Origin of the sequence: Streptomyces sp. WG7, assembly GCF_049975785.1 — a bacterium.
GTDB lineage: Bacteria > Actinomycetota > Actinomycetes > Streptomycetales > Streptomycetaceae > Streptomyces.
Map to the genome: position 1 here is coordinate 27,242 of NZ_JBNGGE010000002.1, position 12,076 is coordinate 39,317.

Genomic DNA, 12,076 nt, shown 5'->3' on the forward strand with positions numbered 1-12,076 from the left:
CCCGATGCCCCGCCACGTCTCGTGGCGGGGCATCGGGCCGGGGTCAGCGGTGCCGACTGCGCTCTTCGGGCCTCGTGGCCGCTGGTGTGGCCGGAGGGCGCGGCGTGGCGGACATGGACGACGTTCCGCTGGTGGTGCTTCGGCTGCGAGCCGCTTGCGTCCGCCGGTTCGGCTGAGCGGTGATGCGCCAGTTGAGGACCTCAGCGGGGTGCTCGGCGCTGTCGAGTTCCCGCTGGGTGCCCACCTCGGCCAGGAGGCGTCGGGGGTTGTGGCCGGCGGTCTCGGCGTGGGCGAGGGTTGTGGTCAGGGCGGTCCAAGCGGGGTCGGTGAGGATCCGGTCGGCGTGGTCGGGGAGGGTTGCACGAACGTCCTGTTCGAAGCGGCGGGCGGTTGTGGCTCCCGGTGCGCGGTGGGTCAGGTCAGCCATGACGGGTGTGGCGGCCTGCTGGTAGCCCGCCTGGAGGTGGCGGAAGGCTTCTTCGGCTGCTGCCGCCTGCTGTTCGTGGCCGCGCTGTTCGTGCCACTTGGCGGCGGCGCGGGCCAGATGCACGGTGGCGAAGAGCAGGGCGATGGCGAGTCCGCCCGGCTCGTTGGAGGCGTAGGCGAGTTCCTTGGCGGCCTTGCGCAGGGCGGTGGCGGCTTGGTGGTCGGCGCGGGTGGCGGAGCGGCGGGCGCGGTTGAACGCCATCGCCGCCGCCTGTAGTTCCGTTCGGTGTGGTCCGGTCGTGGCGCTGGCGATGTTGTAGAGGGCGTCGCCGAAGGCGGCCAGGTGGCCCTGGGCGGCGGCATCGTCACCGGAGTCGAGGACGATGCGTGTCGTGTGTATGGCGGTGGTGGTGTGCCGCCATGGGTCGGCGGGGTCCGCCACATACCGCGGGTGGTCGGCCACCTTCTGGTCGGGGAGGCGTTCGCGGAGGCGGTTGATGGAGAGGTCGGGGGCGAGTTTCGAGCCGCCGTACCAGACGGGTTCGCCGGCCGCGTTGGTGTCGCCTGGGGCGGCGAGGCTGTAGCCGATCACGTCGCCGGTCTCGGGGCCGAGGCGGGTCTTGACCTTGTTGCCGAGCGACTGCAGCACGGAGAAGTAGTCGGCTTCGGTTCGTACGGCGGCGGCGACCGCGTACGCCTGCTCGCGCAGCCAGTGCCGTGCCGTGACCGTCTGGCCCTGGCGCTCGGCCTTGGCGCGTTCGGCGCCGGTAGGGGTGCGGGGCGCGGTGAGGTCGCCGGACTTCAGGCGGCGCAGGCCGAACTCGGCTTCGATCTTGCGGCACTCGGCCTGGGCGCGCTGGCCGTCGTGGTGGGTGCGCGGGCGGCGTCCGTCGGCGCGGACGGTGGTGGCCATGATGTGGATGTGGTCGTCGGCGTGGCGCACGGCGATCCACCGGCATGCCTTCTCGTCGCCTTCGGGAGCGATGCCGGTGGCGTGCACGATGCGGCGGGCGACCTCGGCCCACTCGGCGTCGGTGAGGTAGCGGTCGCCGGGCGCGGTACGGACCGGGCAGTGCCAGACATGCTGAGGTGGCTTCTTGCCACCCAGCTCGCGGGTGCGCAGGTCGACATGGTGGTCGAGGCGCTTGGCGAGCAGGGAGTAAGTGGCTGCCGGGTCGCGGCCCGGGTCGGGGGCGCCGGCCATGTCCCAGGCGGCGACGATGTGAGGGTCGGTGTGCTCGTCGCGGCGGCCAGGGCCGAAGAGGTAGACGATCAGTCCGCGGGTGTCGGAGCCGGTGGAGACGTCAGGAACCATGCGCGGTGCCTTCCATCAGGAGCTGGTCGATCAGTCGGTAGCTGCTCTCGGCCGCTTGCTCGACACGGTCCAGCACCGCCTCGGCACGATCGGGCACCGTCCCTCGGTGGATGGCTGCGGTTATCTGGTTGAGGTTGCCGCCGATGCGGTTCAGCGCGACCGTGTGCGCCTCGACGGCCTCGATCAGCGGGCGGACCGGGTCGTCCTCCGGGCTGCCGACCAGCCCTGTCTTGCCCAGGGCGACGGCGAGGGCGGCGTCGCCGACGAATCCGGCGAACTTCTGACCGCGCTGGTGAGCGGCGGCGCTGATCACGCGGACCGCGGTACGCGTGAAGCGGATGGTCTTCTCCTGGTCGCGCTTCTCCACGGTGCGCTTGCGGTTCATCAGCGCGGGCAGGACGGGGGCATCGAGATCCCGCCAGGAGGGCTGCTCGGCGGGCGGTTGGACATTGGCCGGCGGCTGGGCACGAGGGGTGACGGAGTCGGCTGCGGGCGGGCAGCTGGTCTCGGCTGCACCCTCCTCCGGCTCGGGCGCCCCCTGGCGCTCGGCCTTCTCCTCCGCCACCCTTGGGGCGGGGGCAAGCGCGGACGAAGCCTCGTTAGAGGCTCGTTCGCTCCAGCTTGCTGCTGATCGGCGGGTCAGGCCGAAGAATCCCTTGCGGCAACGGGTGGGGGAGATGTCGGTGCTCGTCTCGGGCATGGTGGTGCTCCGGTGGTCGTGTGCAGTGGGGCTTCGTCACGTCCGTTGCGTCCGTCCCGTAGCTGGTCAGGACAGGTACGGAGGCGGTCGCAGGTACGGAGTGATCCGTATCGGCGAGGAACTCCGTCCCCGCGCTGACCTGCGCGGGGACGGATGCGACGGATTGATGCGGAGCTGGGGTCAGCGAGTGGGCCTGGGGCCGGCAGGCCCACCGGGCGGGCCGATGGGCAGCGTCCCGGACGGAGGGGTCGGCTGCTTGCCCTGGGCTCGACGTGCGACCACGGTCTCGCCGGCTGCGGGGGTCGGCTGGGCAGGGTCGGGGCAGTAGCGGGCCCAGGCGTCGAGGAACTGGTTACGGGCGTACGCCTTCGCCTGCCTGCCGTTCTCGAAGCGGTGGTTGGCCGGGCTGATGCCGAAGTCGCGCAGCAGGTTGGCCAGGTGGTAGGCGTTCAGGCCCTTCGTCCCGTACTCGGCCCACGGCGCCTCGGCGTCCTGGATGAGGGCGGCGAGCAGGTCGTGGCTGCGCAGCGCCTCCTTGTCGCCCTGTTGCTCGAAGACGCGGCGGATGTCCCGGAGCAACCGGGTCTTCAGCGTCGTCTGCTCGTCCTGGGCCACCTCGTTCCTCGTCATCGCCAGGCAGGCGGCACGGGCCTGGGCGGGCCAGTGGCCGCCGGCCAGGTCGGCGACGATGACCAGTGGCTCCCAGGTGTCCGCGGCCCGGTCCTCGACCGGCATCGGTGGCACCAGCCGGTGCGCTGCCCCGCGCAGCGGGGTCAGCCACGCGGCCAGCCGGTCGCGCAGCGCGTTCAGTTCCGGGACGGATTGCCGGGAACGGAAGGGAGCGACCTTCTCGCCGGGCTTGCGCTTCTGCATGCGGAGCACGACGGCGCGGTCCATGATCGTGTCCGGCAGGTCGCCGATGCCAGCCAGCGCGGCCATGGCGAAGGTCGGGAACGCGGTCGGCTTGTGCTCCGGGCCGGAGATCCGCCAGGCGGGGCGATTGCGCTGGTGTCCGGCGTTCAGCAGGCCACGCAGGTCCTCCTTGTCGCCGGCCTTCGGGCCGAAGATGGTGTCGGCCTCGTCCACCAGGAGCGTCGGCGGGTCCTCGCCGATGATCCGGAAGACCACCGCCGGCGAGGTGTTCACGGTCATCATCGGCCGGGACACGGTCTCGTGGAGCACGTCCAGGACACGGGACTTGCCGCAGCCCTTGGTCGGCCCCACCACCGCCAGGCGCGGCGCGTGCTGGAGGGCCGGCTGGACGTGGGAGGCCGCCACCCACAGGGTGACCGCGGTCAGGGCCTCCTCGCTCGGCAGCACCACGTAGCGGCCGATCGCGGCGCGCAGCTCGTCCAGTACGACGGTCCCGTCCTGGTCCCGGTCCGCCGAGAAGCCAGAACGCTCACGATCCTCGGTCCCCGGTCCGGGTTCGGGGACCGTCCCCGGAGCACCGTGGTGACTATGGTCAGCCCGGACCGACGGTCCGGGTTCGCCGGCCGACCGACCGGAACTCTCCGTCCGGTCCTCGGCTTCCGGACCGGGTCCATGGTCCGGGTTCCCGATCCGGTCGGTCAGGCCGCTGAGCTGCGCGTTCTCCGTCGGTCCGGGTTCCTGGTCCGGGTTGTCCGGAACTCCGGTCCGGGTCTCGGTCGTGGGCCGATCCGGTTCCGGACCGACCGGACCAGCGGCACGGTCCCCTCGATCGCCGGTCCCCGGAAAGGCGGGCCGGCCGTCCGCTCGGTCCGGGTTGAGCCACGGAATGCCCTGGCCGGGGACCGCAGCGGCAGGCCAGACGACCTTGTGGGATGTGTTCGAGGTGGCGGAGGACGTAGAGTCCTCCATCGGCGTTCCTCTCAGGTGAGGGACGGGACGGGCAAGGTCCCGCCTCTCACCGGTTCGTGCGTTCAGGGATGGGGACTTGCAGGGGAATCTCCGGCCCTCGGCGTTGGCGCGCCGGGGGCCGTTGCTGTGTCTGGGCCTGTCGGTGGCTCACGAGGCCAGGCCCCATTCGTCCTGGCCGTCGATCAGCGTCTGCTCGTACCGCAGCAGCTCGGCCTCGGGGTACAGGACCCGCTTGCCGACCTTGATGCCGCGCGGCCCCTTTCCAATGTGGCGCCAGTAGCGGACGGTGCTCTCAGCTGTGCGGTAGCGCTCGGCGACCTCGGCGGTGGTCAGGTATCGCATGCATTCCCATTCGGCTAGGTGGCGATTCGATCTGCATAGAGTTGTATCTCGGGATCGGCGGTTAACCAAATCGGGAAGCTCATGTTTCAATTGGGATAGCGACGGCGACGATGGAGGCGTGATGGCAGGCGACAGGCCCGAGGGCGGCGAGGTGCCGCTGCTCTACAGCGAGGGAAACGTGGCCGCGCGCGTGGCGCTGGAGCGCGAGGTCAGAGGGTGGAGCACGACCGAGCTGGCCGAGCGGGTGACCAGAGCCGGCGTCAAGATGAACCAGACGGCGGTCTGGCGTATCGAGAACGGCACTCCCCGCCGGCGCATCAACCTCGACGAGGCCCTCGCCTTCTCCCGCGTCTTCGAGCTTCCCCTCGAAGAACTGATGTCTCCGCCCCTGGAGGGGCTCGACGTCAACAGCCGACGCCTCGTCCAAGAAGCGGTCGAGGCGTTCTACGAAGCCCGAGACGCACGCGACCGCCTGCACCGCGCCGTGGTCGCCATCGCCGACCACATCAAGGCCCACCCCGACCGCTCGCGGGCCATACACGAGCAGTGCCTCCGCCTCATGGGCGACGAGCGCGACGCTCGCACCCTCAGCAACGACATCGAGGACGGCGGCCACTACTGACAACCGACACGAAGGAGAGGCCACTTGGCCAACATCCAGAAGCGCCCCAACGGCAAATGGCGTGCTCGCTACCGCGACCTCGACGGCAAGGAGCACGCCCGCCACTTCGACCGCAAGATCGACGCCCAGCGGTGGATCGACGAGGTCACGGCCAGCCTGGTCACCGGTCAGTACGTCGACCCGCGATCGGCGAAGAAGCCCTTCAAGGAGTACGCGGAGGAATGGCGGGCCATCCAGCCACACCGACCTTCCACGGCCAAGGCCGTGGCCCAGCACCTGCGCTGCTACGTCTACCCGGCCTGGGAGAAGCGGGCACTCGGCGCCATCAAGCCCGGCGACGTACAGAGCTGGGTCACCGGCCTCACCACCACGCACGGGCTGGCCGCCAGCACCTCACGGACGGTCTTCAACACGGTCAACGCCGTCTTCCGGGCGGCCGTCCGTGACCGGATGATCCCTCACAACCCGTGCGCCGAGGCGAAGCTGCCCTCGGTACCACGGAAGAAGATCGTGCCCCTGGCTGTCGAACAGGTGCGGACGCTGTCCGAAGCGATACCCGCCCGCTACAAGGGCCTCGTGCTGCTCGGCGCGGCCACCGGGCTCCGCCCCGGCGAACTGTTCGGCCTCCAGCTCCGGCACGTGGACCTGCTGCACGCGGCCGTCTCGGTCGAGCAGCAGATCCAGCAGACCGCCAAGCACGGCGTGTACGTCTGCCCACCCAAGACCGCTCGCTCGCACCGCACGGTCCCGCTCCCCCGCATGGCGGTGGATGCGATGAAGGCCCACCTGCGGGACTTCCCCGTCGATGGGCCCGAGGGCTGGATCTTCACGGCGCCGCAAGGCGGACCCGTGGTCTACACGCACTTCATGGACGGGTCCTGGCGGCCCGCCTGCGCGAAGGCCGGCATACCGAAGGGCACCGGACCCCACGCCCTCCGGCACCACTACGCCAGCCTGCTGATCAAGCACGGCGAGTCCGTGAAGACGGTCTCCGAGCGCCTCGGCCACACCAACGCGGCCATGACGCTGAACATCTACACCCACCTGTGGCCCGACTCCGAGGAGCGGACCCGGGCCGCGGTCGACAAGGCGTACGCGGACCAGTCCGCCGATGCCCAGCCACAGGTCGACAAAGCGGCGTAACCGCTACCCCGCGCGCGGACCGAAGTCAGCACGCTGCGGACTCTGTGCGGACCGCAAAGGCCGCCCAACCCGCTCCGCCGCAGGTCAGACGGCCTTTCGCCGAACGTATTAGACGTTGAAGCGGAACTCCACCACGTCCCCGTCCTGCATCACGTAGTCCTTGCCCTCCATGCGCGCCTTGCCCTTGGCGCGGGCCTCGGCGACCGAGCCGGTGGCGACCAGGTCGTCGAAGGAGATGACCTCGGCCTTGATGAAGCCCTTCTGGAAGTCGGTGTGGATGACACCGGCGGCCTCGGGGGCGGTGGCGCCCTTCTTGATGGTCCAGGCGCGGGATTCCTTGGGGCCGGCCGTCAGGTAGGTCTGCAGGCCGAGGGTGCGGAAGCCGACGTGGGCGAGGGTGGCGAGGCCGGGCTCCTCCTGGCCGACGGACTGGAGGAGCTCCAGGGCCTCGTCCTCGTCCAGCTCGGCGAGGTCCGCCTCCAGCTTGGCGTTGAGGAAGATCGCCTCCGCGGGGGCGACCAGGGCGCGCTGCTCGTTCTTGAAGTCCTCGTCGGTCAGCTCGTCCTCGTCGACGTTGAAGACGTAGAGGAAGGGCTTGGTGGTGAGGAGGTGGAGGTCGTGGAGGAGCTCGGCGCGCTCGCTGCCCTGGAGGATGCCGTGGGCGAAGAGCGTGTCGCCCTTCTCCAGGATCTCCTTGGCCTCCTCGACCACCTTGACCTTGGGTGCGATGTCCTTCTTGATCCGCGACTCCTTCTGGAGGCGGGGCAGGACCTTCTCGATGGTCTGGAGGTCGGCGAGGATCAGCTCGGTGTTGATCGTCTCGATGTCGTCCTTGGGCGAGACCTTGCCGTCGACGTGGACGACGTTCTCGTCCTTGAAGGCACGGATGACCTGGCAGATCGCGTCGGACTCGCGGATGTTGGCGAGGAACTTGTTGCCCAGGCCCTCGCCCTCGCTCGCGCCGCGCACGATGCCCGCGATGTCGACGAAGTCGACCGTCGCCGGGAGGACCTTCTCCGAGGAGAAGATCTCGGCCAGCTTCGTCAGACGGGGGTCCGGGACGCCCACGACGCCGACGTTGGGCTCGATCGTGGCGAACGGGTAGTTGGCCGCCAGCACGTCGTTCTTGGTCAGGGCGTTGAACAGGGTCGACTTGCCGACATTGGGCAGACCGACGATTCCGATCGTGAGCGACACGTTGCGACTTCCCGTACGTGAGGATGCGGAGGAGGTGGGGCGGGCCGGGCAGGGGGCCGATCCACCAGTCTACGGGGTGTCCGGTGCCTGCCCCGCGCGGTGTCGAACGCTTGGCCAAGCCGTGCCCGACGGCGTGTCTGTCGGGCTATTCGGCACATAAACCGACCTAAGTTGGTCCAGTGGAGCAATACAGGACGCGACCTGCGCAGTACGGACCGCATCGGGGCCGGGCGCCGCTGCCCCCGCAGGGGCGGGGAGCGGGCGGTGCCGCGGCCGGGCGGCCCGTCGGGAAGCCGGTCGGAAAGCCGGTCGGAAAGCCGGTGGGGCGATCCGCCGGGCCGGCTGCGGGCGGCGGGGCGCGGCGGCCGGCCACCGTACGGCCGGCCCGCCCCGGGCCTCTGGTGCTGCGCGCCCTGCACGCCGTGCGCGCCCTGCGGGAAATGCGGGGAACGCGTGCGGTCAGTGGGATGTGTGGGCTGCCCAACCCCCGGTTGACCGGGCTGGGCAGCGGCCTGCTCTGCGCGGCGGTGATGCTCGTGCTCGGCCTTCTCGACCAGCTGCTGTTCGGCGCGTCCCCGACGGTGTACGGCGTGCTGTTCCTGCCGGTGTGCCTGCTCACCGCGCTCTGGGTACGCAAGGGCGACCTGCTGACCGCCCCCGTCGTCGTGCCGATCGCCTTCGCCGTGGGCCTGGTGGCCGTCGCCGAGGGCGGCAAGGGGCCGGGAGGGTGGCTGATGGGGCTGGTGACCGCCCTGGCCACCGAGGCGGGCTGGCTGTACGGGGGGACCCTGATCGCGGGATCGACCGTGATCGTCCGGAGGATCCGGCTGGTGCGCGACCGGGCCGACACCGTCCGGAACAGGCCGCCGGTGTGAGGGCCCGGAACAGGCCGCCGGTGTGAGGGCCCGGTGCCGGCCGCCGGTGTGAGGACCCTGAGCCGCCCACCGCGGCCCGGCCCCCACCGGCTCCGACCACCGGTCCGGCCCACGGTGTGAACGCCGCCGGACCGGCTCACGGTGTGAACGCCGCCGGTCCGGCCCACGGTGTGGCGGCCGGTTCAGCCCGCGGCGGGCCGGCCGGCTGCCTCCGCCGCCCGCATCGCCGCCCCGACGATCCCCGCGTTGTTCTGGAGCTGCGCGGGGACGATCTCCGCCTGGATGCCCTCGATGTGGTGCAGGAACTTGTGCGCCTTGCGGCTGACCCCGCCGCCGATGACGAACAGGTCGGGTGAGAACAGCATCTCGACATGGGCGAGGTAGCGCTGCACGCGGTGGGCCCAGTCCTCCCAGGACAGGTCGTGGTCGTCCTTGACCTTGCTGGAGGCGCGCTTCTCCGCGTCGTGTCCGTCCAGCTCCAGGTGGCCCAGCTCGCTGTTGGGGACGAGGACGCCGTCGGTGAAGACGGCGCTGCCGATGCCGGTGCCGAAGGTGAGCAGGATGACCGTGCCCTTGCGGTCGCGGCCGGCGCCGAAGCGCATCTCGGCGACGCCCGCCGCGTCCGCGTCGTTGACCACCGTCACGTCGAGGCCGCCCAGCCGCTCACCGAACAGGGCGCGCGCGTCCGTGTCGACCCAGCTCTTGTCGACGTTGGCCGCGGTGCGGACCGTGGCGCCGCCCGTGACCACGCCGGGGAAGGTGAGCCCGACCGGTCCCCTCCAGCCGAAGTGCTCGACGACCTGCTTCACCCCGTCGGCCACGCCGTCGGGGGTCGCGGGGTGCGGGGTCAGTACCTTGCAGCGCTCCTGGGCCAGGTCGCCCCTGTCGAGGTCCACAGGGGCGCCCTTGATCCCGGATCCGCCGATGTCCACGCCGAAGATCTGCATGGCACCACGTTACGACGGACGACTGACGGTCACGCCCCGGCCGTACCGGAGCCGCCCCGCTCCGCCACCAGGGACGCCGCCTCCTCGCGCAGGTCGCGGCGGAGCTCCTTGGGCAGCGAGAAGATGATCGACTCCTCGGCGGCCTTGACGATCTCCACGTCCTCGAAGCCGCGCTGCGACAGCCACTCCAAGACCTGCTCGACCAGGATGTCCGGGACGGAGGCGCCGGAGGTGACACCGACCGTGGTGACGCCCTCCAGCCAGGCCTCGTCGATCTCGTCGGCGAAGTCCACGAGGTACGCGTCGCGGGCGCCGGCCTGCTTGGCGACCTCGACGAGGCGCTTGGAGTTGGAGGAGTTGCGGGAGCCGACGACGATCACCAGGTCGGCCTCGGCGCCCATCTGCTTCACGGCGAGCTGGCGGTTCTGCGTGGCGTAGCAGATGTCGTCGCTCGGCGGGGAGATGAGCTGCGGGAACTTGTCCTTCAGCGCGTCGACGGTCTCCATGGTCTCGTCGACGGAGAGGGTGGTCTGGGAGAGCCAGACGACCTTCGACGGGTCGCGGACCTCGACCTTGGCGACGTCCTCGGGGCCGTCGACGAGCTGGATGTGGTCGGGGGCCTCGCCGGAGGTCCCGATGACCTCCTCGTGGCCCTCGTGGCCGATCAGGAGGATGTCGTAGTCGTCGTTCGCGAAGCGGACGGCTTCCTTGTGCACCTTGGTGACGAGCGGGCAGGTGGCGTCGATGGTGGCGAGCTTCCCGCGCTCGGCCTCCTCGTGGACGACGGGGGCCACGCCGTGCGCGGAGAACATGACGATGTTCCCCGGCGGGACCTCTTCCGTCTGCTCGACGAAGATGGCGCCCTTCTTCTCCAGGGTCTGGACGACGTACTTGTTGTGGACGATCTCGTGCCGGACGTAGACGGGAGCCCCGTACTGCTCCAGGGCTTTCTCGACGGCGATCACGGCGCGGTCCACACCCGCGCAGTAGCCACGGGGGGCGGCGAGCAGGACACGGCGGCCGGGCGAAGCAGTCATGGCACCCATCGTAAGGGTGCGTTCGGCGGGTCGGAGATCGCGTGGGTGCCGCGGTGCCGGGGAGACTGGCGGGGACGTCGACGGGGACGTCGACGGGGACGTCGACGGGGACGTCGACGGGGACGTTCCGAGGCACAGTCCGAGGCCCTGGCGGAGGCACGATGTCCGAAGGCGGTACGGCGGCCCAGGGGGCCGGTGGCGAACACCCGAAACACCCGAAACACCTGAAACAGCAGGAACAGCAGGAACACCGGCTGAAGCGCAGCCTGGGCTTCAGGGACCTGGTCGTCTACGGGCTGCTGTTCATCGCGCCCATGGCGCCGGTCGGCGTGTTCGGCACCCTGGACGCCAAGTCGCACGGTGCGGTGGCGCTGGTGTACCTGATCGCCACGGTCGCGATGGCGTTCACCGCGTTCAGCTACGCCCAGATGGTACGGGTGGTGCCCCAGGCGGGGTCGGTGTTCGCGTACGCGCGCGTGGGGCTCGGCAACGGGGCCGGTTTCGTCGCCGGCTGGATGGCGATGCTGGACTACGTCCTCATTCCGGCGGTCGCGTACCTGTTCTCCGGCATCGCGATGGAGGCGCTGGTCCCCGAGGTGTCGCGGTGGGTGTGGACGGCGATCGCGGTGGTCGCCACGACCCTGCTGAACCTGTGGGGGGTGCGTGCGGCGGCCCGGGTGGGCTTCCTGGTGCTCGCCATGGAGATCGTGGTCCTGCTGGTGTTCGTGGTGGCGGCGATCGTGGTCCTCGCGCGCGACGGGGCCGAGCGGGGCTGGTTGTCGCCGCTGTCCGGGGACGGCACGCAGGGGGCGTTCGCGCTGTCGGCGGTGGTCGGCGCGGTGTCGGTGGCGGTGCTGTCGTACCTGGGCTTCGACGCGATCGCGACGTTCGCGGAGGAGGTGACCGGGGGTTCGGCGAAGGTGGCGCGGGCGCTGCTGTTCTGCCTGGCGCTGGCGGGCGTGCTGTTCATCGCCCAGACGTACCTGGTGGCACTGCTGGAGCCGGTGTCGTCGGCGCGGCTGGCGGCGGAGCCGGAACGGCAGGGGGCGGCGTTCTACGACGCGGTGGACGCGTCCGTGGGGACGTGGCTGCACGACCTGGTGGCGGTGAGCAAGGCGATCGGCGCGGCGTTCGCGGCGCTGGCCGGGCAGGCGGCGGCCGGGCGGCTGCTGTTCGCGATGGGCCGCGACCGGCGGCTGCCGAAGGCGCTGTCGCGGACGGACTCCGGGGTGCCGCGCGTGGCGCTGCTGGTCGCGGCCGTGATCACGATGGTGGCGGCGGTGTGGGCGGCGCGGCGGGACGACGGTCTCGACCATCTGGTGTCGGTGGTCGACGTCGGCGCGCTGACCGCGTTCACGATGCTCCACGCGAGCGTGGTGGGCTGGTTCGTGGTGCGGCGGCGCGGCTCGGGCCCGGTCAGCTGGTGGCGGCATGCGCTGGTCCCGGTGCTCGGTGCGGCGATCACCGTCGCGGTGATCGTGGAGGCGTCACGGACCGCGCAGCTGGTCGGGGCGGTCTGGCTGGCGGTGGGGCTGGTGGTCCTGGCGGTGCAGGCGCGCGGGAGGAGAGCGGCGGGAGTGTGAGCCGGCCGGACGTGGCCCGGGAGCGGGCGACGTCGACCGGGGCGGGT

11 protein-coding genes are annotated in these 12,076 nt (G+C 71.0%); 4 read left to right on the plus strand and 7 right to left on the minus strand.

The features are described from left to right. Positions 1-43: 43 nt before the first annotated feature. From ACP4J0_RS02500 to ACP4J0_RS02515, 4 genes are all read right to left on the minus strand, one after another. Positions 44-1,741, minus strand: coding sequence for a relaxase/mobilization nuclease domain-containing protein (locus ACP4J0_RS02500; RefSeq protein WP_426596944.1), 1,698 nt, complete (start codon positions 1,739-1,741; stop codon positions 44-46). Continuing rightward, on the minus strand, positions 1,731-2,306 hold the full coding sequence (locus ACP4J0_RS02505; protein WP_426597268.1) for a hypothetical protein: 576 nt from the start codon (positions 2,304-2,306) through the stop codon (positions 1,731-1,733). Before ACP4J0_RS02505 ends, ACP4J0_RS02500 begins: the two co-directional genes overlap by 11 nt. Positions 2,307-2,621: 315 nt before the next feature. Beyond that, entirely contained in the window at positions 2,622-3,764 is a 1,143-nt protein-coding gene (locus ACP4J0_RS02510) for a DUF3631 domain-containing protein (protein WP_426596945.1), read from the minus strand. A 666-nt stretch (positions 3,765-4,430) separates the two neighbouring features. After that, positions 4,431-4,625 carry a helix-turn-helix transcriptional regulator gene (locus ACP4J0_RS02515; RefSeq protein ID WP_109781179.1) on the minus strand — a complete coding sequence of 65 codons (195 nt, stop codon included), beginning with the start codon at positions 4,623-4,625 and terminating at the stop codon, positions 4,431-4,433. Positions 4,626-4,746: 121 nt separating this feature from the next. Here ACP4J0_RS02515 and ACP4J0_RS02520 point away from each other — a divergent pair, with 121 nt between their 5' ends. Further along, positions 4,747-5,247 carry a helix-turn-helix transcriptional regulator gene (locus tag ACP4J0_RS02520; protein WP_426596946.1) on the plus strand — a complete coding sequence of 167 codons (501 nt, stop codon included), beginning with the start codon at positions 4,747-4,749 and terminating at the stop codon, positions 5,245-5,247. Positions 5,248-5,271: 24 nt separating this feature from the next. After that, positions 5,272-6,390, plus strand: coding sequence for a tyrosine-type recombinase/integrase (locus tag ACP4J0_RS02525; protein ID WP_426596947.1), 1,119 nt, complete (start codon positions 5,272-5,274; stop codon positions 6,388-6,390). A 108-nt stretch (positions 6,391-6,498) separates the two neighbouring features. Here the strand turns inward: ACP4J0_RS02525 and ychF are convergent, their stop codons facing one another. Next, entirely contained in the window at positions 6,499-7,587 is a 1,089-nt protein-coding gene (gene ychF, locus ACP4J0_RS02530; RefSeq protein ID WP_426596948.1) for a redox-regulated ATPase YchF, read from the minus strand. Positions 7,588-7,907: 320 nt separating this feature from the next. Between ychF and ACP4J0_RS02535 the strand changes: the two genes are divergently transcribed. Further along, complete coding sequence (locus ACP4J0_RS02535) at positions 7,908-8,462, plus strand: DUF6542 domain-containing protein (RefSeq protein WP_426596949.1); 555 nt, start codon at positions 7,908-7,910, stop codon at positions 8,460-8,462. Positions 8,463-8,644: 182 nt separating this feature from the next. Here ACP4J0_RS02535 and ppgK read toward each other — a convergent pair whose 3' ends face one another. Together ppgK and ACP4J0_RS02545 are read right to left on the minus strand one after the other, a co-directional pair. Further along, the gene (gene ppgK, locus ACP4J0_RS02540) at positions 8,645-9,409 is read right to left on the minus strand and encodes a polyphosphate--glucose phosphotransferase (protein ID WP_426596950.1); all 765 of its coding nucleotides are present in this window, start codon (positions 9,407-9,409) and stop codon (positions 8,645-8,647) included. A gap of 29 nt (positions 9,410-9,438) precedes the next feature. Further along, positions 9,439-10,455, minus strand: coding sequence for a 4-hydroxy-3-methylbut-2-enyl diphosphate reductase (locus ACP4J0_RS02545; RefSeq protein ID WP_426596951.1), 1,017 nt, complete (start codon positions 10,453-10,455; stop codon positions 9,439-9,441). 152 nt (positions 10,456-10,607) lie between these two features. Here ACP4J0_RS02545 and ACP4J0_RS02550 point away from each other — a divergent pair, with 152 nt between their 5' ends. Next, positions 10,608-12,029 carry an APC family permease gene (locus ACP4J0_RS02550; protein ID WP_426596952.1) on the plus strand — a complete coding sequence of 474 codons (1,422 nt, stop codon included), beginning with the start codon at positions 10,608-10,610 and terminating at the stop codon, positions 12,027-12,029. Positions 12,030-12,076: the final 47 nt, after the last annotated feature.